The sequence below is a fragment of the Nocardia spumae genome, from assembly GCF_020733635.1.
In the GTDB taxonomy this organism is placed as follows: domain Bacteria; phylum Actinomycetota; class Actinomycetes; order Mycobacteriales; family Mycobacteriaceae; genus Nocardia; species Nocardia spumae.
In genome coordinates this window covers 3,791,086-3,815,838 of the sequence record NZ_JAJFZL010000001.1, presented here as the reverse complement: position 1 = coordinate 3,815,838, position 24,753 = coordinate 3,791,086, and the positions used below count along the sequence as shown (strand labels likewise).

The following is a 24,753-nucleotide window of genomic DNA, read 5'->3' as shown; positions in this document are numbered from 1 at the left end:
CCATGTGCCTGGCGGTACCGGGGAAAGTGCTCGACCTCTACGAACGCGACGGCACCCTGATGTCGGTCGTGGATTTCGGCGGCGTCCACAAAGACGTCTGCCTGCAATACATTCCGGACGCGGCGGTCGGCGACTACGTGGTTGTCCACGTCGGTTTCGCCATTCAGCGGCTCGACGAGGAATCGGCCTTGCGCACACTGGCCGAATTCGAACATCTCGGAGTGCTGAACGAGGAGTTCGGTGACGGCTTCGCCATCGCCGCCCGTCAATCCGGGTTGCCCGATCCCACCGCACACGGCGCGGGTGTCGCGCCCGCCGACGACAGCGAGGTGCAGCGATGAAATATCTGGACGAATTCAGCAATCCGGATCTGGCACGGCTACTGCTGGACCGGATCCGCGCCACCACCACCCGGCGCTGGGCGATCATGGAAGTCTGTGGCGGCCAGACACATTCGATCATCCGCCACGGCATCGACCAGCTGCTGCCGGATCAGATCGAGATGATCCACGGCCCCGGCTGCCCGGTATGCGTCACCCCGCTGGAAGTGATCGACAAGGCGCTCGAGATCGCCGCCCGCCCCGGCGTGATCTTCTGCTCGTTCGGCGACATGCTGCGCGTGCCCGGCAGTGACAAGGACCTGTTCCGGGTCAAGAGCGAGGGCGGTGACGTGCGGGTGGTGTACTCGCCATTGGACGCGCTCAACCTCGCCAAGGAGAACCCGGACAAGCAGGTGGTGTTCTTCGGCATCGGATTCGAGACCACCGCCCCCGCCAATGCGATGACCGTCTACCAGGCCCAGCGCCTGGGCATCCGGAACTTCTCCCTGCTGGTCTCCCACGTGCTGGTACCGCCGGCGATCGCGGCGATCATGGAATCGCCGGACTGCCGGGTGCAGGCGTTCCTGGCCGCCGGGCACGTGTGCTCGGTCATGGGCACGAGCGAGTATCCGCCGCTGGCACAGAAGTACCGGGTACCGATGGTGGTCACCGGCTTCGAACCGCTCGACATCCTGGAAGGCATCCGCCGTGCGGTCGGCCAGCTCGAGCGCGGTGCCCACGAGGTCGAGAACGCCTATCCGCGCGCGGTTCCCGCGGCGGGCAATCCGGCCGCCAAGGCGATGCTCGACGATGTGTTCGACGTGACCGATCGCGGCTGGCGCGGGATCGGGGTCATACCGCGCAGCGGATGGCGGCTTTCGGAGCGCTACCGCGACTACGATGCCGAATACCGGTTCTCGGTGGGCGATCTGCACACGGCCGAATCCTCGATCTGCCGGTCCGGCGAGGTATTGCAGGGCCTGATCAAACCCAACGAATGCGAGGCCTTCGGTACCCGGTGTACACCGCGCAACCCGCTGGGCGCGACCATGGTCTCCTCCGAGGGCGCCTGCGCGGCCTACTACCTGTATCGCCGGCTGGAGCTGCCGCCGGAGGTGGCACATGCTTGAGGACACCGAAACCTCGCCCGTGGCGCCGACTATCGACCCGGAAGGCTGGGTCTGCCCACTGCCACTGCGGGATTCGCCGACCATCGTGATGGCCCACGGTGGTGGCGGGGCGATGTCGGGCGAACTGATCGAGCATCTGTTCCTGCCCGCATTCGGCGCCGCCGCCGAAGCCGGTCTCGGTGACGCCGCGGTGATCGGTGTCGGCGGGACCCGGCTGGCCTTCTCGACCGACTCGTTCGTGGTGAAGCCGATCGTGTTTCCCGGCGGCTCGATCGGGGAGTTGGCCGTCAACGGCACCGTGAACGATCTCGCCATGTCGGGTGCCCGGCCGTTGGTGCTGTCGACCGCGTTCATCCTGGAGGAGGGCACCGAACTCGCCGAGATCGCCCGGGTGGCCCAGGCGGTCGGCACCGCCGCCACGGCGGCGGGAGTGAAGCTGGTGACCGGTGATACCAAGGTGGTCGATTCCGGGCACGGGGACGGGATCTTCATCAACACCGCCGGCATCGGCGTCCTCGACGACGGTGTCGACATCCGCCCGGAGCGCGCCCGGCCCGGTGACGTGGTTCTGATCAGCGGTGATATCGGCGTCCACGGCGTGGCCGTGATGAGTTGCCGGGCGGGCCTGGAATTCGGCACCACCGTGCGCAGCGATACCGCCCCGCTCAACGGTCTGGTCGCGGCGATGCTGGCCACCGGCGCCGATGTCCACGCCCTGCGCGACCCCACGCGCGGTGGCGTTGCGGCGACACTGAACGAGATCGCGAGGCTCGCGAAAGTCGGTGTTACCGTTGACGAGCGGAAGTTGCCCATCCCCGATGCCGTGCGCGACGCCTGCGGGCTGCTCGGGCTCGACCCGCTGTATGTGGCGAACGAGGGCAAGGCAGTGGCTTTCGTCGCGCCGGAGGACGCGGACATGGTGCTGGCGGCGATGCGGGCCCACCCATTGGGTGCGCACGCGGAGGCCATCGGCGTGTGTGTCGCCGATCATCCGGGCATGGTGGTGGCCCGCACCGCCCTCGGCGGCACCCGTGTGGTGGATCTGCCGGCGGGTGAGCAACTGCCGCGGATCTGCTGAGCACGAGGCGGATCCGCCGAGGACGCACATCGGCGCTGGGACCGCCGGGTGCCCGACCACGAGGATCGACCATGGTGCGGATCGGTACGGTCGCCGCGAGAGCCCGGCGCGCGTGGTCGGAGTGGGATCGCGGCCAGCGCCGCAGCGTGGTGTCGATGGTCGCGGCCGTCGTGGCACTGCACCTGATCGGCTGGGGTGTGCTGGTGCTGCTCGTCGCGCCGGGCGGGTACACCGTGCAGGGCGCGGCCTTCGGCGTCGGTCTGGGCGCGACCGCCTACACCCTGGGCATGCGACACGCGTTCGATGCCGACCATATCGCCGCGATCGACAACACCACGCGGAAACTGGTGGCGGAGAAGAAGAAACCGATGTCGGTCGGATTCTGGTTCTCGCTGGGACATTCCACCGTCGTGTTCGCGATCGTGGCCTTGGTCGCGATCGGGATCCGCGCGCTCGCTGCCGGGGTCGAGAACCCGGATTCGGGTCTGCAACGCTGGACGGGTGTTTTCGGGACGGGAGTATCGGGGACCTTCCTGATCCTCATCGGTCTGCTCAATCTGGTGTCGCTGGTCGGCATCTGGCGGGTACTGCGCCGGATGCGCCAGGGTGAATACGATGAGCGCGCGCTGGAACAGCAACTGGATTCGCGGGGCGCCCTCACCCGATTCCTGGGACCGCTGTTGCGGGCGGTGCGCTCGCCGTGGCAGATGTATCCGATCGGATTGCTGTTCGGCCTGGGCTTCGACACCGTCACCGAGGTCAGCCTGCTCGTCCTGGCCGGTGGTGCCGCCGCCACCGATCTGCCCTGGTACGCGATCATCGTGCTGCCGGTGCTGTTCTCGGCGGGGATGTCGCTGTTCGACTCCCTCGACGGCGCGTACATGAACTACGCCTACGGCTGGGCCTTCGCCGAACCGGTGCGCAAGATCTACTACAACGTCGTCGTGACCGGACTGTCGGTGACGGTGGCCCTGCTGATCGGAGCGCAGGAGATCATCTCGATTCTCGCCGACAAACTCGATATCGCCGCGGGGCCGCTGGCCTGGATCGGCAATCTGGATCTGGGGGCGATGGGTTTCATCATCGTCGCGTTGTTCGTGGGCACCTGGGCGGTCGCGGTGGCGGTGTGGCGGTACGGCGATGTGGAGCGCCGCTGGCGGGCGGGATTGCATTCGGCCGCAACGAATTCGGAAGCGCCACCGTGAACCGGCGCAGCGACGGGGTCGAGATGTTCGCCCGGTACGCCTACGCACCCAATGCGCTGGGCTATTGCGGGCCGACGGACAGCACGGCACTGGCCACGGGCACCGAATCCGAAATCCGGGACGCCGCCCGGGAGTTCTCCGGCGCCTGGCCGTACCTGCGGATCATGGCCTCGATGACCGGTGTCGACGACCCATTGGACCGGCGGCTGGTCGAATCGTATTGGCTCGGTGGGGGACTCGGCGCCCGGCTCGACTCCGCCGCATTCCTCTCACACCTGCTGGCCCTCATCGGTCCACTGGCCCAGGGGTACTGGCGGCACCTGACCCCGGCGCTGGCCGCGGAGGCGAACGCGAACCACAGCTTTCACGTCTTCGGTGTCTATCCGTGGTCGTGGCTGCTGGGGCGCGGCCCGGCCGAGCAGCCGTTGCGCGTTCTGGACGGCTGCCGGATCTCGTGGGCGCGGGTGTGCGATCGAAACTCCTGCGAGGTGACGGTGCGCTCACGGCAGTTGCGCTGGGACGGCCGCCGGCTGAGTCTGTCGCCGAATACCGTTCGCGCACTTGATATCACCGGCGGTGCCGCGTGGCCGGGCCTCGAGCGAATCGGCGTCGGCGATCATGTCGCACTGCACTGGGACCACATCTGTGGTCGGCTCGATCTCGCCCAGCTCCGCACTCTCGCCGCGGCCACCGTGCGGCAGCTGAGGGTCACCAACCGCCGGCTGGCCGCGCGGCTCGACGGTGAGCCGGTGCGGAGTTGACCTTGACGCTGCGTCAGGGTCGGAGTCTGCTTCCATGACGAACAACAGCACATCCGCGGCCCGGCTGGATCCGCCGGTCGCGGGGTTTCAGGACATCGACGGCAGACGGATTTTCGTCCATCGGGCGGGCAGCGGGGGACCGGCGGTCGTGTTCCTGCCGGGCGCGGGCGCTGTCGGACTCGATTATTTCACTGTCCAGCAAGGGGTTTCGGAATTCACCACCGCCGTGGTGTACGACCGCGGCGGCACGGGGTACAGCGATCCGGTCCCGCTGCCGCGGACGGCCGCCGCGGTCGCCACCGAACTGCGCGACGTCCTGCGCGCCGAGGGCCTCGCCGGACCGTACGTGCTCGCCCCACACTCGCTCGGCGGTTTGTACGCGCATCGGTTCGCGCAGTTGTATCCGCGAGAGGTGGCCGGGCTGGTGTGGCTCGACGGTCTGCACCGCGACTGGGACTCGTTCATGCCGTCGGCGGCGAGTCTGGCGGCGACCGAGCGGATGACACCGGATCCGGACCGGCTTCGCGAGCTGCGCGCGGCCGTGCGCGCGATGAGCACCGAGCTGTACGCGCGGTACCCGGAGCACATCCGGCAGCCGCTGATCGACGCCAAGGCCGGCGATGATTGGCTGCGCGCCGGGCTCGCCGAACGCCGCGCGCTCGTCGAACTCGCCACCGAACTGCGGTCCGGGCCGGATATCCCCGATGTCCCGGTGGTCGCCCTCACCGTCCTGGGCGAGGACCCCGATGGGAACCGGATCTCGCGGGAGATCCAGGAGGGCAGAAGAGCGATGGATGCCGCTCTGGCCGGCTCGGTCTCGTGCGGGCAGCAGCGCATCGTGTCCGGCACCGTCCACCACCGGCTCTGCTTCGATCGTCCCGACGCCGTGATCCGGGCGATCCGTGATGTTCTCGACCGGGCCGCATCCGTTTAGAATCGTCGAAGTTCGGGTGTCGCGGCGACCGAGGAGGACGGTGCTCACCATCGGTCGGCTCGCCGCGGCGGCGGGCGTCACCGTGCGCACCGTGCGCCACTACCATCACGTCGGCCTGCTGCCCGAGCCCGAACGTGACGAGTCCGGCTATCGCCGCTACAGCGCCCGAACGGTGGTGGACCTCCTCCGGATCAGGACCCTCGCCGATGCCGGTGTTCCCCTGGCCCGGATCGAGGCCCTGCTGCACGCGCAACCGAGCGAGTTCGCCGCCGCGCTGGCCGATATCGATACCGAACTACAACGCAGAATCGACCGGCTCGGCGAGTACCGCCGCCGGATCGCGCAATTGGACAGCGGTGAACGGCTCGTGCTGCCGACCGAGGTGGTCGCGCTCCTGGACCGGATGCGCGACCTGGGCGTCAGCGAACGGCGAGTCGGCCTCGAACGCGACGCGTGGATCCTCATGCGGGCACTGGAACCCGGCCTCGTATCGCAGCGGCTCCGGGAGAAGAACGCCGCCTTCGACGATGCCGAGACGACGCGGCTGTACCTCGCGTGCGATCGGGCGGTCGACTGGGATCCCCACGATCCACGGCTGGATCGTCTGATCGACGATCTGGACGGCTGGCGGATCCGGCACGAACGAGACGGTGTCCCGTCCGGTCATGTGCCGATGGTCTTCTCCCGGATAGCGGAGGAGACACCGGCTTGGCACCGGATCGTCGCCGCGCTCACCCATCGGGCGCAGCGGCGCGCCGCGCTCAATACCGCCAGCGAGACGCGGCGGTGATCTGTTCGGCGGTGGCGTCGGCGAACAGCGCGATCTCACCGCGCCGGACGCTGGCGATGGTGTCGACGAGTTCGGCGCCGAACGCGGCCGCCAGGACGTCGTCGGATTCGAAGGCGGCCACCGCCGCCGCCAGGGTCCCGGGCAGCGGGTCGATTCCCCGCGCCGACCGGGTCTGCGGGTCCAGGTGGTCCGGATCGCCGGCGACGGGGTCGGGCAGCGTGGCCTCCGATCGCACCCCCGAGCGCCCGGCCGCGATCAGGCCCGCCAGTGCGAGGTAGGGGTTCGCGGCGGCGTCGAACGCCTTCACCTCGACGTTGGCCGCGCGAGCGTGTTCGCCCTCGCTTCCGCTGATGTAGCGCAGAGCCGCTTCGCGGTTCTCCAGCCCCCAGCATCGGTAGGCGCCCGCCCAGCGGCCGGGCCGCAAACGCAGGTAGCTCGCGACCGAGGGGCAGCCCAGGGCGAGCAGTCCCGGCAGATGTTGCAGGATTCCGGCGGCGAAGCCCTCACCCGCGGCGGACATGCCGAACGGTCCCGAGCCGCCGGACATCTGGTTGACGCCCCGGTGCCACACACTCATGTGCACGTGCCCGCCGTTGCCTACGGCGTCGGCGGTCGCCATCGGCCCGAAGACGGTGCGCAGGCCGTGAGCCGTCCCGGTCGCCCGGACCACCTCCCGCACCAGCACGGCCGTGTCGGCGGTACTCACCGGATCGCTCGCGGCGACCGACAGTTCGAATTGGCTCAGCTCGTACTCCGGATGGATCTGCTCGACGGCCACACCGCTGTCTCGCAACATGGTCAGCACATCGCGCAGATAACCGGCCAGCTCGCTGAGCCGGGCCATCCCGTAGGCGGGTGCCGTCGTAGCCGGGTGGAACCGGTCCGGATCGAGCGGATCGGGCCGCGCCACATTCCATTCGAATTCGATCGCGGTGCGCAGGCTCGCGCCGTCGGCCCCGAATTCGTCGACGAGACGGCGCAGCAGCAGCCGTGCGTCGCGCGGATGCGGCATGCCGCTCTGGGTGTAGCGGTCGGCGGGAGCCCATGCCCAGCCCGGTAGCGCGGCCAGCGGAGTGACGCGGTCGAGATCGGGATACAACCGCAGATCACCGGTGGGACCGCCGGCGAAATGCCCGGTCAGGATCGAGTCGTCGAGCAGGAATGCGTCGAAGACCGGCGAGGCGCCCACACCCCACGCCGCGGCATGCGAGAACCGTTGCACCGGTACGGCTTTGACACGTGCGATCCCGCTGGTGTCGATCCAGGTCACCGCCACCGCGATGATGTCGCGAGCGCTCAGGTCCGCGCTGAGGGCACCCGCCCGGATCGCCCGATCGTGGCGTTCTTTCGCGGTCAAACCTTCCATATCGGCTCCCCGATGATCAGAGGCTTGCGAGATGTTCCGGCCGGGACTACTGCAATTATTCCGGTATCGGCGCGCCCGCAGTGCCGATGTGATGAAAAGCCGGATCGATATCCGGAATCCCGCTCGGTGCACACCGGGATTGGCAGCCGCCGGAACTGTCGGTAACTTGCCGGTATGCCGGATCTGTCTGTCTTCCGTGACATCGCTGACCGTGTGAACAACTGGGGGCGCTGGGGCGCCGACGACGAAATCGGGACGCTCAATTTCATCACCGACGAGGTGGTCCGGGCCGCCGCGGCGACGGTGCGCACGGGACGGCGGGTCGGGCTGGCCCTGCCGTTGACACAGCGTGGGGTCCAGACCGGACTGGTGCCGGGGCGGGTGAATCCGCTGCACACCATGGTTGCCGTGAACTGGGAGCTGTTCGGCCCCGGTTTCGTTGCGACCAGCGATGATTCGGTCACCATGGGGCTGCAGGCAGGCACGCACTGGGATGCCCTGCCGCATGTCTCCCATAGCGGCCGCATCTACAACGGCCGCCCGGCCGATTCGATCACCGCACATCGCGGTGCGCGTTTCGCCGGGATCGACAAGGTGGCCCATATCGTCTCCCGCGGCGTGCTGCTCGATGTCGCACGGGCACGCGGGGTGGACCGGCTGCCCGGCGATCACGCCGTGTCCCCGGAAGATCTCGACGCCGCCGAGGCGATGGCGGAGGTCAGGGTGCGGGCCGGGGATGTGGTGCTGGTGCGGACCGGGCAGATGGGGCGGTATCTGGAGGGTGACCGGGACGGTTACGGTACCCCGTCACCGGGATTGTCGATGCGCTGCCCGGAATGGTTCCACGCGCGCGATGTCGCCGCCGTCGCGACCGACACCCTCACCTTCGAGATCTGCCCACCCGAGGTGGACGGTCTGTGGCTGGTGGTCCATGCCCTGCATCTGGTCGAGATGGGCATGCTGCAGGGACAGAACTGGAACCTGGAGGATCTTTCCCGGGTCTGTGCCGAGGACGGTCGCTACCAATTCCTGCTCTCGGCCATGCCCGAGCCGTTCGCGGGTGCGACCGGAACCCCGGTCGCGCCGGTGGCGATCTTCTAGTCGCCGGCGGCCGGGGCCTTGCTGGGCCGGGCGCGCTGTGTGCGGCCGCTGACCGCCGGGGTCGCCACACCGACCTCGAGGCGGACACGGTCCTGATAGAAGCCGATATGGTCCCGCATCAGCGCGACTTCCGGATAGGGGTCGTGATACTCCCAGGCGACGGGCTCGGTCCCGTCGCTCGGTCGCCAGTACCGGGCCTGCCCCTTGAACGGGCACCGAGAGGTGTACTCGTCCGGCACGAGCTGATCGAAGCGCACGTCGGCGGTGGGCACGTAGAACACGATCCCGTGATCCTGCTCGGCGACCAGCAGGCTCGCGGTCGTCTCGGCGAGCAGCCGGTCACCGGCCGTGATCCGGACCAGATTGCGGATGCGCTGCACATCGACGCGATAGTCGGGCCATTCGGCGAATCCCGACGGTTGCATGCTGTTCCTCCGTTGTCTCGGCCGGTGTCGTCAGAGAACGGTGCCGGCGGGTGCGCGCGCGGCGGGATCGTCCGGCCGGAATCCCCGCACCATCGCGTGCACACTGTAGGACGCCATCAATCGTCCGCCGGCGCTGTGCAGGCAGGCCGTATCCGGGGTGTCCCGGAATCGCGTCCGGACGAACAGTTCCGGCGGGTCGACATCGGGTATCGGTGCCGCCGAGCGGATCAGATCCGGCGCACCGGCGTCCAGCAGTAGGATTCTGACCCATCATGCCCACGGCGGCATGCGGCAGAACAGTGGCGTTCGCCGACATCCGTGAGAACGCGATGAGTTGCTTGGCGGGGAAAGTCCTGGGCGATGGTCTTCGGCCCGAACCGCGATCCCGCTCAATGCTGGGGTTATTGCGCTGACTTGCACTCCTTCTCGGCCAATGCCGCCCACGCGGCGATCAACAAATCGTAGGCGTCGACGACGATATCGTCGGGGATCCCGTTGGGGGTCAGTAGCTTCTGAACCAGAAGGCCGTCTTCGAGGGCGTGCACTATCAGCGCCAGGAAAGCGGGGGCGGCAGGAGGATGCGGTAATTCGTGGGTGATTCCGGTGGCGATGGCGTTGCGAGCGGTGAGTTCGCGTTCGGCTAGGCGTGATCGCAGTTGGGGGTTACGCAGTACATGGAGTACGAGTTCGAGCCGTAGCGCCAGCCATTCGTCGAGGTGACGGGCACGGGCGCGATTGAACTCGCGCAACGGTTCCCGGCTGGTGTGGTCGAGTCCGGCGACTTCATCGAGCTCGCGCTGCGTTCGTCGGGTGAGGAGTTCGAGTGTGAGTTCATGCTTGTCCGCGAAGTTGCCGTAGAAGGCTCCTCGGGAGTATCCGGCGCGCTCGGCTATCTGCTCTACCGAGGTGCCGTTGACACCCCTTTCGGCGAACAACTCCGCGGCGGCGTCGAGCAGCCGGTCCCGGGTCTGTCGTCGGCTCTCCTCGCGGCTGAGACGCTGATGCATATTCAACAGTGTATCCGAATACGGCTATGTATATTTCTACGTTGTGGAGCATCTTTACGAGGCGACCGCCGTGCAGGTCGCCGCAGCCGTGGCCGCGGGCGAGATCAGCGCGGTCGAGGTGGTCAGAGCGCATCTGGCGAGGATCGATGCGGTCAACCCGGCAGTGAACGCGGTAACGAACGTGCTGGCCGACGGCGCCCTCGACACCGCACGCACGATCGACCGGCGGCGCGCGGCGGGCGAAGCCGTGGGTCCGCTGGCAGGAGTCCCGTTCACGGTGAAGGAGAACATCCATGTCGCGGGCTCGGCCACGACGATGGGTGTGCCGGCCATGCGGAACCTGGTAGCCGCCGCCGATGCGCCACCGGTGCGTCGGTTGCGCGCAGCCGGGGCGATCGCTATCGGCCGAACAAACCTGCCTGATCTGACGATTGCCGGTCTGCACACAACGAGCACGCTGTACGGCGATACGCGCAATCCGTGGGATACGCATGGTCGGACGCCGGGTGGGACAAGTGGTGGCGACGGTGTAGCGGTAGCCACCGGCATGGCGCCACTGGGACTGGGCAACGATTCTGGTGGCTCCCTACGCAATCCGGCGACATTCAATGGGATCACCGCACTCAAGCCCAGCTACGGCCGATTCGCCGCGGACCACCGAATCAGTGGTCGCGAACCGACACTGGCGTCGCAACTGTTCCCGGTCGATGGTCCACTCGCCCGGTCGGTGGCGGATCTGCGCCTGGCATTCGAAGTGCTGTCCGGTGCCGACGCGCAGGATCCGCGGGCCGTTCCGGCACCGCCCGACGGTCCGCCGCTCAGCGGTCCCGTCACAGTCGGGCTTGTGACCGATCTCGACGGTGACCGAATGCATCCCGACGTGCGCGCCGGATTGGCCGATGCGGCAGACGCATTGACCGATGCCGGCTACCGGATCGAAGAAGTACAGGTACCCGCGCTGGCCGAAGCGCTGGAGGTCTATTCCGGATTGATCAGCACCGAATTCTCTTTGGTCTGGCCCACACTGCAGCCGCTGCTGAGCAAAACCAGCCGCCTGCACATGGAGCTGATGATGGGTCGGCAACCACCATCAGACCTGCCCCGCTACATCCAGCTGACCGCCGCGAGGCTGGGTGTGCAGCGTGTATGGACGCAGTTTCTCGACCGGTATCCGCTACTGCTCGGACCGGTTTACACCGAATTGCCGCCACCGCCATCGGTTCCGGTCGACGCAGACGAACAGCAGCGAATGATGAACCCGTTGCGGTTGTGCACCGCCACCACCCTGGTAGGAGTTCCAGCGGTAGCTGTTCCGGCTGGTGTTATCGGCGGGCTACCTCAGGGCGTTCAGGTCATCGGCCGAATGTATAGGGAAGACCTCTGTCTGGCCGCGGCAAGCGCCATCGAGCAACGCTTGGGAGTGCCGACCCCGATCAACCCGACAGCGGCCGGTGTCCGATCGCGTTCGCGCGCGTGAATGGACTCGCCCTTATTCGCGGGTGGCGGGGGATCGTGCGCCGATAGTCCCCTAGCGTGCCCGGACTTCAGTGACCACGCCAACCGCAGCAGATCGTCGTAGCACATACCACTCCGCTGCCCAGGTCAGGATGTCATAGGAGATACCGGACGCTTCGGCCATGTTCGTCAGTCCGAGGTTGGTGGAGTAGGCCAAAGGACCGCGATCAGATTCCGTTTCAACCGGCCTGCGGGCTTGCTTGTCACCGGCATGGGCGAAGCAGTCCAGGTAGCCGGTGCGTTCGTCCAGCTCGATCAGCAGAGCGTCCGCCACCGCGTGGTGACGGACCACGCATATAGTTATATGCGCATCGATGAATCTAACTTTGCGCGTGTATGCCGACAGTGCCGTGGGTGGGGGAGGGTATATGCGGCAGGAGGGTCACCCCCCAGGGGAGTGCGCGTGCGTGAAACGGCGGGTGCCGGCCGGAGACAGGAAGCGAAATACGCAGGCGGAGAATGCGGCCGCCCGCATCATTCGGTCATCGCAGATCGACGCCTCGCGTCTTCGATCTGCATTCAATATTGGTACGTTGATATGCGCATCTACGCATGTGTGACCGATCACCGTATCTCGCGGTCACAGCACACCTCGCGGTCGAAAACAGCACAGACGCCGAGGGGCCGGATCGAACGCGATGCTCTTCGGGGCACGCCCGGGGGCGTCGCCGCCGCTGAGACCGGTTGAGAAAGAGGGACTTTCGGCCCTGTAGGCGGGCTCGCGTTACTGGCACTGTCGGGTTGTCAGTGACGGAGGGTGCGGCATGGCTGCGTGTAGACGGTCTGCCGTTCGCGTTCTTCACCGATTCCGACAGCGGCCGGGGCAACTGCGTTACCGCCGCCACGATCGCGACCTCGCCCTCGGCACCCCGACCACGATGCAGAAAGGTGAACACCGCAGTGAGCGTTCCCTTGACCCAACGGCAGATTCTCACCGAGCTCGAACCGGTGGCCGAGTCGGCAGTGAACCGGCACCTGAGTTTGGCCAAGGACTGGCATCCGCACGACTACATTCCGTGGGCGGAGGGCCGGAACTTCGCCCTGCTCGGTGGAATCGATTGGGACCCCGAGCAATCCCGGCTGTCGGAGGTAGCGAAAGCGGCGCTGGTGACGAACCTGCTCACCGAGGACAATCTGCCTTCCTACCACCGTGAGATCAGCGCGAATTTCGCGCAGGACGGAGCGTGGGGGACATGGGTGGGGCGGTGGACGGCCGAAGAGGCCCGGCACAGTATCGCTATCCGGGACTACCTCGTCGTCACCCGGGGTGTGGACCCGGTCGCGCTGGAGCGGGACCGGATGCGGCACATGACGGACGGGTTTCATGCCACCGGCGACGTCGGCGCCACGGATGAGCCGGGGTTTCTGTATTCGGTGGCGTACGTGTCCTTTCAAGAACTGGCGACCCGGATCAGTCACCGCAACACCGCCGACGCGTGTGGTGATCCGATCGCGGACCGGATGCTGCAGCGCATCGCCGCCGACGAGAACCTGCACATGATCTTCTATCGGACCCTGTGCGGGGCCGCACTGGATCTGGCGCCCGATCAGGCGATCACGGCCATCGATCTCATCGTGCGCAATTTCCGTATGCCCGGAACCGGCATGCCCAATTTCCGGCGCAACGGCGTGCTGATGGCCAAGCACGGCATCTACGATTTGCGCCAGCATCTGGAGGAGGTCCTGCAGCCGGTGCTCCGTCAGTGGAACGTGTTCGACCGCAACGATTTCGGGCCTGACGGTGAGCAGGCCCGGGAACGTCTGGCCGATTTTCTCGACGACCTGGAAAATGTGCGGCTTCCTCGATTCGAGGAACACCGGGACCGTGCGCTCGCTCGTGCGGCCGCCCGGTGCACCGGGTGAGGCACTGACCGACGCGCGATCGGATGTCGGGATGAACTGTCCGCCGATTCTCTGGCGGTAGGCGGCCGCCGCTTCGACGCCGTCTCGCGCGATGGGCGGGGCCGGCGGGTGTGCGGGGACGAATTCTTCCGCCAGCCGGGAAGATGGGTGTCGCCGGCGCCGCCGATGATCTGTAATTCGTCGATGACCGATTTCAGCCCATTCAGTCCCGGTCCGATGCTGGCGGGCCGGCGCGCGGTGGTCACCGGTGGCGCGGCGGGGATCGGTGCCGCCGTGGCGCGGGCGTTCGCCGCGCACGGCGCCCACGTTCTGGTCGCCGACATCGAACCGGTCGGCGTGCTCGAGTTCGACGGTGCCGCGGGTGGTTCCCTCACCGATGTCGTCTGGGATGTGCGCACGACGCCGTGCCCGTCCGTACTCGCGGAGCACCGGCCGGACATTCTGGTCAACAATGTCGGCCACCATTTGCGAGCACCGCACACCTTCGCGACCGATTCGCCGTCGCTGTGGGATGAACTGCACGACATCAACTTCGCGCACGTACTGCGGGTGACGCGGGCGCTGCTCGAGGGGATGATCGAGCGGGGTGCCGGGTCGATCATCAATCTCACGACGGTCGAGGCCCATCGGGCGATTCCCGGCCACGCCGTGTATTCCGGGTACAAGGCGGCGTTGACAGGGTTCACCCGGTCGCTGGCGGCGGAGGTGGGTCCCCGCGGTATCCGGGTCAACGCGATCGCTCCCGACCTCATCGAATCGGTTCAGGTGCCCTACTCGCAACTGGTTCCCGAACAGGACCGGTCGCTGTGGCCGATCTGGTCGCCGCTGGGTGGTCCCGGACAGCCGCGCGATGTTGCCGGGGTCGCGCTGTTTCTCGCCTCCGACCTGTCGCGTTTCGTGACCGGCGGGACTGTTCATGTCGACGGTGGCACCCATATCGCCGGCGGCTGGGTCGCGCGCCGCTCCGGCGGCTGGACCAACCGTCCCCGCAATCCCTGACTCCTGTCGAAAGGTATGTGTTCATGAAGATCCTGATCATCGGCGGCACCGGCATGATCGGTGCGCACGCCGCGCGGCATCTGCGCGACTGTGGTGACGAGGTCACCGTCGCGGGCCGTGGTCCGGTCGGCGACGATTCCGCGGTCGCGGGTTTCGCGCTGCTCACGGGCGATTACATTGTTCCCACCTTCACCCCGGAGCAGTTGGCGCCGTTCGACGGGATCGTGTTCGCCGCGGGGCAGGACGTGCGGCACAAGCGGGCCGAGGACGATGCCGAGCGGTTCTGGGAGAACACCCAGAGCCTCGGTGTTCCCCGCCTCGCCGAGCTGGCCAAGCGGGCCGGTGTGGGCCGGTTCGTGCAGGTCGGCAGCTATTACCATCAGCTGCGACCCGACCTCGCCGAGCGCAATCCCTATATCGCGGCGCGCAAGGCGGCCGACGACGGCGCGCGGGCGCTCGCGGACGAATCGTTCAGCGTGTGTACGGTGAATCCGCCGTCGATCATCGGTGCCGTGCCGGGGGCGTCGGCGCGCCGTTACCGTCGAATGGTGTCATGGGCGGCCGGGAACGAGCCGGACATCCCCGATTTCGCTCCGCCCGGCGGCACCAATTACATGTCCGCGGCATCGTTGGCGCAGGCGATCGGCGGCGCGCTGCGCCATGGCGAACCGGGTGCGGCATATCTGGTGGGGGATCAGAACTTGTCGTATCGGCAGTTCTTCCAGTTGCTGGTCGACGCCGCGGGCGGTGGGCGTGTCATCGGCGAACGTGACGAGCCGCACCCGTTGCAACCGGATGCCTCCATCATCCAGGGGCGCGGCAACACGCTGGCCTACGAACCGGGGGGCGACGTGGTGGATCGGTTGGGTTTCGCTCGCGACGACTGTGTTCGGGCCGTGAAAGAGCTTGTCGACGTGGTTGTTTCGGCCTCGCGCTGATGTCGCGGCGCCTGTCGTGGCATGTGGGCGGGGTCAGACGGTGACGCTGATCTCGCCGGGGTTGGTGGTGATGGTGACGACCACGGTGCCGGGACCGGTGTCGGCCAGGGCTCGCTTGTAGCCGTGGTCGGTGGGGAAGGGGCCGATCGATTCGGGCACGGAGGAGACGGTGACGTCTTGGGATCCGGTGGCTCCGGAATCGACGTTTCGCCATGTCATGGTCGCGGTCGTCGCGCAGGCGGGGTCCTGGCGATCGGCCCGGAACATCACCGCCACCGCGACGCCTTCGGCGTTGGTCGGCAGGGGGGCGACGGATACCTCGGTCCGGACCGTGCCGGCGCATCCGGGCGACACCTCCACCCGGGTGTCCTCGAAATCACCGGCGGTCTGGGCGCCGGCCGATACCGCGAACGGGAGCAGGGCCGATGCGGTCAGTGCGCCGAGAACCAACGGACGCAGAAGCATTCGCACGACGATTGTTTCCTCTCTGGGGGCTTCGGCGCCGATTACCCCACGGCAGGGTCTCGGTAAACTCGGTCGGCGGGTGCGCGGTGGGTGTTCGCGCGGTTTCGAGGTGGATCGACGAGCCCGGCGTCGACGGTCGCCGTCGAGGCCTCAGACTGGTCGGTGATGAAACTTCCCGAACTTCCCGATCTGCCGGTTCGCGGCGTTCTCGATCGCCTGGTCGCCACGCTGATCGACAGCGGTACCGCTGTGCTGGTCGCGCCGCCGGGAACCGGGAAGACGACGCTGGTGCCGCCGGCGCTCGCGGCCGGTTTTTCGGGTCGGGTGCTGGTGGCCGAGCCGCGCCGGCTGGCGGCTCGGGCCGCCGCGGGGCGGATGGCGGCACTGCTGGGCGAGCAGGTGGGCGAAACGGTCGGTTATTCGGTCCGGGGCGATCGGCGAGTGGGGCGGCGGACGCGGGTCGAGGTCGTGACATCCGGTCTGCTGGTGCGGCGATTGCAGGACGATCCCGAATTGGCGGGGGTCGATGTGGTGCTGTTGGACGAATGTCACGAGCGGCATCTGGACGCGGATCTGCTCCTGGCGTTGTTATTGGACGCCCGGGCCGGGTTGCGGCCGGATCTGCGGGTACTGGCCACGTCGGCGACCGTCGCGGCGGACCGCCTGGCGGCGTTGCTGGGCGGGGACGGCCCGGCGCCGGTGGTGCGAGTGCGGGGCCGGAGCTATCCGGTGGAGGCGACGTATCTGCCGTCGTTGCCGCGGGAGCGGATCGAAGCGCAGGTCGCGCGTGCGACGCGTGCGGCGCTCGCGGACAGCGAGGGCGATGTTCTCGTGTTCTTACCGGGCGTGGCCGAAATCCAGCGAACGACAGCTCTGCTGGCGGACCTGGACGGCGTGGATGTGGTGGCGTTGCACGGCAGGCTCTCGGCCGCGCGGCAGGATGCGGCGCTGCGGCCCGGTGCCCATCGGCGGGTGGTGTTGTCCACGGCGGTGGCGGAGTCCAGCCTGACGGTGCCGGGTGTGCGGGCGGTGGTGGACTCGGGATTGGCGCGGGTTCCGCGTATCGATCGGGCGCGCGGATTGTCGGGGCTGGCGACGGTGCGGGTGTCGGCCGCGGTGGCCGAGCAACGGGCCGGCCGGGCCGGGCGTGAGGCCGCGGGACGGGTGTGGCGATGCTGGCCGGAGTACGAGCACGCCACGCTGCCCGCGTATCCGGAGCCGGAGATTCGGACGGCGGATCTGACCCGGTTGGCGTTGGAGCTGGCGTGTTGGGGCACCGCGGACGGGAACGGCCTGAATTGGTGGGATGCTCCGCCGCCGGGTGGTTTGCGTGCGGGACGGGATGTGTTGCGCGCGTTGGGTGCCACGGACGAGGACGGTGTGGTGACCGAGCGTGGCCGGCGGATGGCTCGGATCGGGCTGCATCCGCGGCTGGCACGCGCGTTGCTCGACGGTGCGGTCGTGGTGGGTGCGCGGGCGGCGGCGGAGGTGGTCACCGTCCTCGACGACGATTCTCATATCTCGGGGGTCGATCTGGTGGCGGGTCTGCGGGTGCTGCGGCGGGAGCGGCCGCCGCGCTGGTTGCGGGAGGTCGAGCGACTGACGCGGTTGGTCGACGGGCCGGAGGGGGTCGATGATCCGGCTTTCGTTGTCGCGCTGGCTCATCCGGAGCGGCTGGCGCGGCGGCGGGGCCGGGATTCGGCGAGCTTTCTGATGGCCGGCGGCACCGCGGTGACGGTGCCGCCCGGTTTTGGAGTCGGTGACGGGCAGTGGCTGGCTGTCGGTGTCGCGACGCGTGATCCGGGGCGTTCCGAGGGGTATGTCCGGTTGGCCGCGGTCGCGGATGAGCAGCTGGCTCGCCGGGCCGCGTCGAACCTGCTGAGCACCGCCGAGGAGGTCGATTGGATCGACGGTGACGTGGTCGCGCGTCGGATCGAGCGGTTGGGTGCGATCGTCCTGGCGGAGCGGACCATTCGAGATCCCGATCGCGGGCTGCTGGGGGCTGCGGTCCGGCGCGGGCTGACCTCAGTGGGGTTGGGTCTGCTGTCGTGGGATGCGGAGGCGATCGGTCTGCGTCAGCGGCTGGACTTCCTGCATCGCAGCCTCGGTGCCCCGTGGCCGCCGGTCGACGACGAATCGCTGCTCGCCGTCGCCGACACCTGGCTCGGTCCCGAACTCGACGCTGCCCGTCGTCGCGCCGATGTCGAACGTATCGATGCGGGGCAGGCGTTGCGCCGGGTGTTGCCGTGGCCGGATGCGGTCGCAATGGACGATCTGGCGCCGGAACGGCTCGTGGTTCCTTCCGGTAGCCGGGTGCGTGTCGATTATTCGGCCGACTCGCCGGTGCTCGCGGTGAAGGTGCAGGAGGTGCTGGGGTGGGCGGAGGCGCCGCGGCTGGCCGGCGGTCGGGTGCCGATCGTGCTGCACCTGCTCTCGCCCGCCCGGCGTCCGGTGGCGGTGACCGCGGATCTGGCTTCGTTCTGGCGTACCGGCTGGGCGCGGGTCCGTGCCGATCTGCGCGGTCGTTACCCGAAACACGCCTGGCCGGAGGATCCGACCACTGTGCCCGCGCACCGCGGTACGGCCCGCAACGCCGGTGGTGAGCGGTCGAAGTCCGGGCGCTGAGTCCGGTGTGGGGCCGTTGGTGTGGACGTCGGTGGGGGAGCGGGTGGAATCAGCGGTCCGGGTGTCGGTGTTGATTCGTAGAGTGGCAGCAACGCAGCGCCGAGCAGACAGACAGGGACTCATGGCCGAGCAACTGACGATCATGGCGGTACACGCCCATCCCGACGACGAGGTCATCAGCACCGGTGGGGTGCTCGCGCGGTGTGCCGCCGACGGTATCCGGACGGTTCTGGTGACCTGCACCAATGGCGAGCAGGGTGACGCGCCCGGCGGGATCAAGCCCGGCCGGCCCGGCCACGACGCGAGTGCGGTACGGGCGCAACGACTCTCCGAACTGCGGGAGTCGGCGGCACTGCTGGATATCGAGCATGTCGAGTTGCTCGGTTATCGCGATTCGGGGATGGACGGCTGGGATGGCAACCAGGATCCGGAGGCCTTTCGCAACATTCCCGTCAAGCAGGCGGCCGCGCGAGTGGCGGAGCTGATGCGGCGCTACCGCCCCCAGGTGGTGGTCACCTACGACGAGAACGGCAACTACGGCCATCCGGACCACATTCAGGCCAATCGGGTGGCGCGGGCGGCGGCCGCCGCGACCGATATTCCGGACAAGCTGTACTACACGGCGATTCCGCGCGAAAGCTCCTCTGAGATGTTCACGGCGCTGCGGGAGCGGGGCCTGATCGATGTCGAGCCTCCGCAGGACTTCGGTACGCCGATGGAGTTGATCACCACGGTGGTGGACGTGGCGGGTTTCGCCCAGCGCAAGGTCAAGGCGCTCGAAGCGCACGGCAGCCAGGGCGATAGTGTGCCGTTTCTGCGGATGCCCGCCGATCTGCAGCAGATGATCTTCGGGACCGAGAGCTTCGTGCGTCATTTCAACCGTGTGCAGGGCGCGCCCGAGCGCGAAACGGATCTGTTCGCCGGGCTTCGCTGATCTGTGGCTGTCCTGGTGGTGGCCGCGCCGTGATCTCCTCTACGCCGACATGTTATGTCGATGGGCGATGAGATCGACTGTCCCACAGTATCGTTGGATCTAGCGCGGTGGCCGTTGAGGTCCGGTGCTCCTGCGCAGCGGGGTGCGGCGCCGCTCGGTGTGGCTTCGGTTGTGCCGGTGGGTGGAAAGGGCGGGGAAATGCCTCGAGACATTCTGTTGGCGACGAGGCGTGTGGTGGCGGTTGTGGCGCTGCCGCTGGCCGCGACGGCCGTTTTCGCCGGGGGCGCCGCCGCTGGTCCCGGGTCGGCGGCGGGTCCGGTCGCCGGTATTCCGCTGCAAAGTCAGGACACGGCCACCAATCCTGATGCCCTGATTCCCGACCCGGTGCTGAACGGTTCGTCCGCGGGTGCTTCGGTCGGTTCGGCGGTCGGTTCGGCTGTGGGTGTGGCGACGGGCTCGGCGACCGGTTCCGCCGGTTCACTGCTCGGCGCCGCGATCGGTGCTCTGGTCGGTGCGGCGAACCCGGGTGTGGTGCCTCAGGTTCTGCCCTGACCTGCGCCGGTCGGTCGGTCGCGGAATCCGAACCGTGTGGTGGACAACGTAATTTCGACGCGGGTGCGGTTCGGGTGACGCGTGGTGATCCGATGCGGGCCGGGGCTCGCGCCGGAGCGGCGGCTGTTCTCGATTGCCCATCTGCGCCCGGTGCCTATGTTGTGATCGTGTGAATGCCCGTACAACCGCCGTCACCGGGTGGATCATGGTGGGTGTCAACGTTGTCGGTGGAGGGGGAGCAGGGGTGGCCGATTCCGGCGATGACATGAAGACCGCTGAGGAACCTTCAGAGGAATTGCCGGAGGAGCCGTTGGAGCGGCCGCCGACCGGGCTGCCGGCGCCGCGGTCGAAGGATCACGAAAAGACGAGTTGGCGCGCCGGAATCGACATGCCGGTCACGCTGGTCGCCGCCACTGTGACGCTGGCGTTCCTGGTGCTCGGGGTCGTGTTCCCGGACCGGATGGAGATGGTGGCCGAACAGGTCTACGCGGATATCTCGAGAGAGTTCGGCTGGGTGTTCGTATTGTCGACGGCCGGTTTCGTTTTCTTCATCCTGTATCTCGCGTTCAGCAGATACGGGCGGGTGAAACTCGGTGGCCGCGAGGAGAAGCCGGCCTACTCGACGTTCTCCTGGATCGCGATGATGTTCGCACTCGGCGTGGGTATCGGCCTGATCTTCTACGGTGCGTACGAACCGGTGACGTTGTGGGCGCAGCCGCCACCGGGCGGGCCCGCGCCTCGCACCGATCAGGCGGCGGTGGTCGGTATGCAGTATTCGATCTTCCATTGGGCGTTGCATCCGTGGGCGTTCTTCGGTGTCGCCGGTCTCGCATTCGCCTATACGACGATCGGCAGAGGACGGCCCTCACTGGTGAGCGCCACGTTGCGGCCACTACTGGGTAGGCGTTCGGAGGGGCCGATCGGGCGAGGCATCGACACCTGGGTCGTCATGACCACGACCGTCGGTAACGCGGTGACGCTCGGGCTCGGCACGCTGCAGATCATCGCCGGGCTCGGATTCATTTCGAGCATCCACAGTTCTACGCTGGTCCTGACCGTGGTTGTCGGGTTGCTCACCGCGGGATTCATCGTGTCGGCGGTCGCGGGTGTGGACAAGGGCATCAAGCGACTGGCCGATCTGAACACTCTGATCGCCATCGCGCTCGCGCTGTTCGTCCTGGTGATCGGGCCGTTTCGGTTCATTCTCGATCTGCTGTCGGAAGCGTTGGGCGGCTACCTGTTCAATTTCGTGCCGATGTCGTTCCAGACCGGGGCCTTCGCGGATGGTCGGTGGATGCAGGACTGGACCATCTTCTTGTGGGCGTGGGGGATCTCGTGGGCGCCCTATGTCGGAAGTTTTCTGGCGAAGATTTCCCGGGGCCGCACGATTCGCGAGTACGTCTTCGGAGTGTTGATCGCGCCGAGTCTCGCCACGATCGTGTGGTTCGCCATTCTCGGTGGCGCCACGTTGGATCTGCAGTTGACCGGTAAGCGCGATATCGCGTCGGTGGCATCGCAGAGCGCCCAAGCGGCGTTCTTCGAAGTTCTGAACGCGTTTCCGCTGTCCACCGTCACCAGTGCGGCGGTGGTCGTTCTGGCCGGGGTGTTCTTCATCAGTGGCGCCGACGCGGGTGCGATCGTGCTCGGCACCTTCTCCTCGAAGGGTGTCGATGAACCGAAGAAGTGGCTGGTGGTCGCGTGGGGACTGCTCGTCGGCGCGGTCGCGTTGGCGCTGCTGGTGATCGGTGGGCTGGACGCGCTGCAATGGGGGGCGATGATTGTCGCGTGCCCGTTCGTGCTGGTGCTGGTCGCGATGTGTGTCGGGCTGGGGCGGGAGTTGCGTGCCGATGTGGAGTCCGGCCGGGCCACCATGGTGGGTGCGCGCGCGTGGGCGGGTGGCGCCCGCGCATCGGATCCTCCTGGGTAGCGCCGTCGAGCACGGTGAACGCCTCGCGGCGCCGAGGCTCGAAGTCGACGGCGTAATCCAGCGCGTGGCACGTAATCCAGCGCGTGGCAAGGGATTACGTCTATCTCGGTGTCCGGAGGGGAAGTGGACGTCGCGGCGAGCGCGGTGTCATCGCGTGTTCACCTCGTCTGGCGGCGCGCCACCACCGCTGTCCGGAGTTGATGGCACGCCGGATCTTTCGCACCGCGCGCAGTTGCGTGAGCAGGTGCAGCTGATATCGCCACGGCATTTGCATCCCGTGGCGGGCCGCCATCGCATAGGCGAACTGCACGGCGTCGCGGTCGAGATACCGGTCGGCGTGTTCGAACCAGACCATGCTGGTACGGGCGGAGGCCTGTATCGGGCGCATTGCGGCACGCCGCTGCGCGTCGTAGTTCTCCAGCGCGTCGGCGAGCTGGTCGTGCTCGTACAGGTTCTGTGCGAGCACGACGGCGTCGACGATTGCCAGCCGGGTGCCCGAACCGATGGTGAAGTGCGTCGTGTGCGCGGCGTCGCCGAGCAGCACCACATTGTCGTGATACCAACGTTTGTTGGTTACCTCGGGAAAGCGGCTCCACGTTGCGAACTCGCCTCGTGTCTTGCTGATCAACGAGTGACCGCCGAGAGGGTGGGTGAAGATGTTCTCCAGAACCCGCAAGTTCTCGAGGTTGTCCAGGGAATCGAATCCCAGTCCGTGCCACGTCCGTGGTTGGCACTCGACGATGCAGGTGCTGATTCTGTCGGCGACCGACGGGTAGGCGTGGAACCAGATCCAACCGGCCGAAGTGTGTTCGAAGGCGAAAGTGAATCGGGTGAAGACCTTGTCGGTGCCGAGCCAGATATATCGATTCTCGCCGAGTGTGACGGATGTGCCGAAACAGTGACTGCCCAGCTGCCGTAGCCGGCTGTTCGCACCGTCTGAGGCGACGATGAGGTCGGCGTCGTCGAATCCGGACAGATCGTGGACCTCGCGCCCGTGCAGGATATCGACGCCCAGATCGCTTGCCCGCCGGGAGAGTACGTCGAGCAGTGCCGCGCGGCCCATGCTGAACCCGTAGCCCCCGAAATACGCGGTCTGGCTGTCTCGCACATGGATTGCCTGTTCTCGCCATACGACCGAACCGGCACGCAGCGCCTGGGCGCTGTCGGGGTCGTTGCGATACAGAATGTCGAGCAGGTCGTCCCAGTACACGACGCCCCAGCCATAGGTGGACCCGGCCGGATGGTGGTCGATCACCGTGATGTCGTGGGCCGGGTCGCGCCGCTTCATCGAAATGGCGAAATACAACCCGGCCGGTCCGCCACCGATACACACGATCTTCATCTGGTCACCCGCTCCGGCCCGGGTCGGTCGAACCCGGCTTCACGTGATCGGCACTCGAGGCAACCGAGCCCGGCACGCCGTGCGTGTCCGGGCTCGGTCGTCGGCACTAGAAGCTGCCCCAGCCGCCGAGGAATGGGTTCCACCAGCCGGGGTTCCATCCCCAGCCACCATTGCCCCAACCACCGTTCCCCCAACCACCGTTCCCCCAACCACCGTTCCCCCAGCCGCCGTTCCCCCAGCCGCCGTGACTCCAGCCGCCATTGCCCCAACCACCATTGCCCCAACCACCGCCGTGACCCCAACCGGGGCTGTCTACGCGTTGGGTTGCGGACGTGGACGTCGTTGTTGGCGCGGCAGTCGCATGGGTCGCGGCGGCGACGACCGGAACGGCGGCAGCTGCCGCTATACCGGCGGCGGCTGCCAACCGAGTGAACTTCGTGTGTGAATTCCTTCTCTTGATCATGATTGGGCTCCAGATAACAGTCCCGACCTGGTGAAATTCTACGCGTTCCGCTGAACTTCAGCAGGCATTGAATATTCCAGGTACAATGCTCGCCACATTCCAGGCCGTTGCCCGATACCCGGATGTCCGTGTGCACTCCGTGACCGATGTTCTCGGCGCCGCACGAGCCGAGGGATTCGGCCGGCTCGGGGCACGAGCCCGCAGCGGCGTGGAATCCATAGGGCGACTGGGCGTTTCGGACATCGTCGCGACCCGGAGGAATCGATCGTCGCGCGACGGTTGTCGAATTGGCCGAGGCCGGCCACCATCCGATGATGGATCAGCCCCTTCCGCTCGTGGCGACCTTGCGTACCGCCCTTGCCCAGTGGGATTCGACTCGTCCGGCACCCCGCCGGACGCCCTCGCCCTGCGCCGGCCGGGGAGACCGACCGGAATAACACCCCTGCCCCCATCGTTCGACGTCACATGCCGAAACCCTTCTCCGAAACCGAGCGTCAAGAGTTCCTCGCAGGCAAGCACATCGGCGTTCTGTCGGTCGCCACGACCGACGGGCGTCCGCCCGCCACCGCGCCGATCTGGTACGACTACACACCGGGCGGCGATATCCGCGTCAATACCGGCGCCACGCGGCGCAAGGCCCGGCTGATCCGGGAGGCCGGCGTGGTAACCCTGACGGTGCAGCGCGAAGAACTGCCCTATCAGTACGTCATCGTCGAGGGCACCGTTGTCGACGCCGCTACCCCCTCGCCCCGGGACGCGCGGGTGAGTATCGCTACCCGCTACCTGGGCCCCGAGGACGGCCGTGCCTTCGCCGACAAGATGGACGGCAACGACTCCGTCCTGTTCACCATCCGCCCCGACCGCTGGATCAGCCAGGACTATTCGGGTGATCTCTGACCGCGCCCGCTGAGCGAAAAACATCGCGGGTGGGCATCCTCGATGTCGGCTCGGGGCCGGTCGAGGCCGGGACTGTTCGGTCGCCTCTTCGCGCGCGGCACCCCGGCGGGTTCTCG

Annotated in this window: 23 protein-coding genes; 17 read left to right on the top strand and 6 right to left on the bottom strand. The window is 67.5% G+C overall.

Features of this window, described 5'->3' with window-relative positions; translation table 11 throughout:
* The first annotated feature begins 2 nt into the window (after window positions 1–2).
* The 7 genes from LKD76_RS17050 (at window position 3) to LKD76_RS17020 (ending at window position 6,218) form a co-directional block, all read left to right on the top strand.
* Entirely contained in the window at window positions 3–341 is a 339-nt protein-coding gene (locus LKD76_RS17050) for a HypC/HybG/HupF family hydrogenase formation chaperone (protein ID WP_227982316.1), read from the top strand.
* Window positions 338–1,450 (top strand): hydrogenase formation protein HypD, encoded by a 1,113-nt coding sequence (hypD, locus tag LKD76_RS17045; RefSeq protein ID WP_227982315.1) that lies wholly within the window; start codon window positions 338–340, stop codon window positions 1,448–1,450. The genes LKD76_RS17050 and hypD overlap by 4 nt, the downstream gene beginning before the upstream one ends.
* Window positions 1,443–2,528 (top strand): hydrogenase expression/formation protein HypE, encoded by a 1,086-nt coding sequence (gene hypE, locus LKD76_RS17040; protein ID WP_255660112.1) that lies wholly within the window; start codon window positions 1,443–1,445, stop codon window positions 2,526–2,528. The genes hypD and hypE overlap by 8 nt, the downstream gene beginning before the upstream one ends.
* Before the next feature lie 71 nt (window positions 2,529–2,599).
* The gene (gene nicT, locus LKD76_RS17035; protein WP_227982314.1) at window positions 2,600–3,733 is read left to right on the top strand and encodes a Nickel transporter NicT; all 1,134 of its coding nucleotides are present in this window, start codon (window positions 2,600–2,602) and stop codon (window positions 3,731–3,733) included.
* A complete protein-coding gene (locus LKD76_RS17030; protein ID WP_308188535.1) occupies window positions 3,730–4,494 on the top strand; it encodes a DUF6390 family protein in 765 nt (254 codons plus the stop codon). The genes nicT and LKD76_RS17030 overlap by 4 nt, the downstream gene beginning before the upstream one ends.
* A 34-nt stretch (window positions 4,495–4,528) precedes the next feature.
* Complete coding sequence (locus tag LKD76_RS17025; RefSeq protein ID WP_227982313.1) at window positions 4,529–5,428, top strand: alpha/beta fold hydrolase; 900 nt, start codon at window positions 4,529–4,531, stop codon at window positions 5,426–5,428.
* Between the two features lie 40 nt (window positions 5,429–5,468).
* Window positions 5,469–6,218: a MerR family transcriptional regulator gene (locus LKD76_RS17020; protein WP_227982312.1), complete on the top strand. Its 750-nt coding sequence runs from the start codon at window positions 5,469–5,471 to the stop codon at window positions 6,216–6,218.
* Here LKD76_RS17020 and LKD76_RS17015 read toward each other — a convergent pair.
* Window positions 6,190–7,584 (bottom strand): type I glutamate--ammonia ligase, encoded by a 1,395-nt coding sequence (locus LKD76_RS17015; protein WP_227982311.1) that lies wholly within the window; start codon window positions 7,582–7,584, stop codon window positions 6,190–6,192. The genes LKD76_RS17020 and LKD76_RS17015 overlap by 29 nt on opposite strands.
* 174 nt (window positions 7,585–7,758) lie before the next feature.
* Between LKD76_RS17015 and LKD76_RS17010 the strand changes: the two genes are divergently transcribed.
* Complete coding sequence (locus tag LKD76_RS17010) at window positions 7,759–8,685, top strand: cyclase family protein (RefSeq protein WP_227982310.1); 927 nt, start codon at window positions 7,759–7,761, stop codon at window positions 8,683–8,685.
* Here LKD76_RS17010 and LKD76_RS17005 read toward each other — a convergent pair.
* Together LKD76_RS17005 and LKD76_RS17000 are read right to left on the bottom strand one after the other, a co-directional pair.
* Window positions 8,682–9,110 (bottom strand): DUF427 domain-containing protein, encoded by a 429-nt coding sequence (locus LKD76_RS17005; protein ID WP_227982309.1) that lies wholly within the window; start codon window positions 9,108–9,110, stop codon window positions 8,682–8,684. The two genes, LKD76_RS17010 and LKD76_RS17005, sit on opposite strands and share 4 nt — an antisense overlap.
* Before the next feature lie 401 nt (window positions 9,111–9,511).
* Complete coding sequence (locus LKD76_RS17000; RefSeq protein ID WP_227982308.1) at window positions 9,512–10,117, bottom strand: TetR/AcrR family transcriptional regulator; 606 nt, start codon at window positions 10,115–10,117, stop codon at window positions 9,512–9,514.
* A gap of 43 nt (window positions 10,118–10,160) precedes the next feature.
* Here LKD76_RS17000 and LKD76_RS16995 point away from each other — a divergent pair, with 43 nt between their 5' ends.
* Window positions 10,161–11,594, top strand: coding sequence for an amidase (locus tag LKD76_RS16995; protein ID WP_227982307.1), 1,434 nt, complete (start codon window positions 10,161–10,163; stop codon window positions 11,592–11,594).
* A 51-nt stretch (window positions 11,595–11,645) separates the two neighbouring features.
* Here LKD76_RS16995 and LKD76_RS16990 read toward each other — a convergent pair whose 3' ends face one another.
* Window positions 11,646–11,924, bottom strand: coding sequence for a Tn3 family transposase (locus tag LKD76_RS16990; protein WP_227982306.1), 279 nt, complete (start codon window positions 11,922–11,924; stop codon window positions 11,646–11,648).
* A gap of 608 nt (window positions 11,925–12,532) precedes the next feature.
* Here LKD76_RS16990 and LKD76_RS16985 point away from each other — a divergent pair.
* The 3 genes from LKD76_RS16985 to LKD76_RS16975 all read left to right on the top strand — a co-directional run bounded on the left by LKD76_RS16985 (window position 12,533) and on the right by LKD76_RS16975 (window position 15,432).
* Window positions 12,533–13,495 carry an acyl-ACP desaturase gene (locus LKD76_RS16985; protein ID WP_227985275.1) on the top strand — a complete coding sequence of 321 codons (963 nt, stop codon included), beginning with the start codon at window positions 12,533–12,535 and terminating at the stop codon, window positions 13,493–13,495.
* Window positions 13,496–13,678: 183 nt separating this feature from the next.
* Entirely contained in the window at window positions 13,679–14,494 is an 816-nt protein-coding gene (locus tag LKD76_RS16980) for an SDR family NAD(P)-dependent oxidoreductase (RefSeq protein WP_227982305.1), read from the top strand.
* A gap of 23 nt (window positions 14,495–14,517) precedes the next feature.
* Complete coding sequence (locus tag LKD76_RS16975) at window positions 14,518–15,432, top strand: NAD-dependent epimerase/dehydratase family protein (RefSeq protein WP_227982304.1); 915 nt, start codon at window positions 14,518–14,520, stop codon at window positions 15,430–15,432.
* Window positions 15,433–15,465: 33 nt separating this feature from the next.
* Here LKD76_RS16975 and LKD76_RS16970 read toward each other — a convergent pair whose 3' ends face one another.
* Complete coding sequence (locus LKD76_RS16970) at window positions 15,466–15,903, bottom strand: hypothetical protein (RefSeq protein ID WP_227982303.1); 438 nt, start codon at window positions 15,901–15,903, stop codon at window positions 15,466–15,468.
* Between the two features lie 159 nt (window positions 15,904–16,062).
* Between LKD76_RS16970 and hrpB the strand changes: the two genes are divergently transcribed.
* The 4 genes from hrpB to LKD76_RS16950 all read left to right on the top strand — a co-directional run bounded on the left by hrpB (window position 16,063) and on the right by LKD76_RS16950 (window position 21,935).
* Window positions 16,063–18,522 (top strand): ATP-dependent helicase HrpB, encoded by a 2,460-nt coding sequence (hrpB, locus tag LKD76_RS16965; protein WP_227982302.1) that lies wholly within the window; start codon window positions 16,063–16,065, stop codon window positions 18,520–18,522.
* 43 nt (window positions 18,523–18,565) lie between these two features.
* The gene (locus LKD76_RS16960) at window positions 18,566–19,456 is read left to right on the top strand and encodes a PIG-L family deacetylase (protein WP_227982301.1); all 891 of its coding nucleotides are present in this window, start codon (window positions 18,566–18,568) and stop codon (window positions 19,454–19,456) included.
* A 234-nt stretch (window positions 19,457–19,690) separates the two neighbouring features.
* Window positions 19,691–20,008 (top strand): complement resistance protein TraT, encoded by a 318-nt coding sequence (locus LKD76_RS16955; protein WP_227982300.1) that lies wholly within the window; start codon window positions 19,691–19,693, stop codon window positions 20,006–20,008.
* Window positions 20,009–20,177: 169 nt separating this feature from the next.
* On the top strand, window positions 20,178–21,935 hold the full coding sequence (locus LKD76_RS16950) for a BCCT family transporter (protein ID WP_227982299.1): 1,758 nt from the start codon (window positions 20,178–20,180) through the stop codon (window positions 21,933–21,935).
* 100 nt (window positions 21,936–22,035) lie between these two features.
* On the opposite strand, the gene LKD76_RS16945 is transcribed toward LKD76_RS16950, so the two are convergent.
* Window positions 22,036–23,277, bottom strand: coding sequence for an FAD-dependent monooxygenase (locus LKD76_RS16945; protein ID WP_227982298.1), 1,242 nt, complete (start codon window positions 23,275–23,277; stop codon window positions 22,036–22,038).
* A gap of 928 nt (window positions 23,278–24,205) precedes the next feature.
* Here LKD76_RS16945 and LKD76_RS16940 point away from each other — a divergent pair.
* The gene (locus tag LKD76_RS16940) at window positions 24,206–24,637 is read left to right on the top strand and encodes a pyridoxamine 5'-phosphate oxidase family protein (protein ID WP_227982297.1); all 432 of its coding nucleotides are present in this window, start codon (window positions 24,206–24,208) and stop codon (window positions 24,635–24,637) included.
* Window positions 24,638–24,753: the final 116 nt, after the last annotated feature.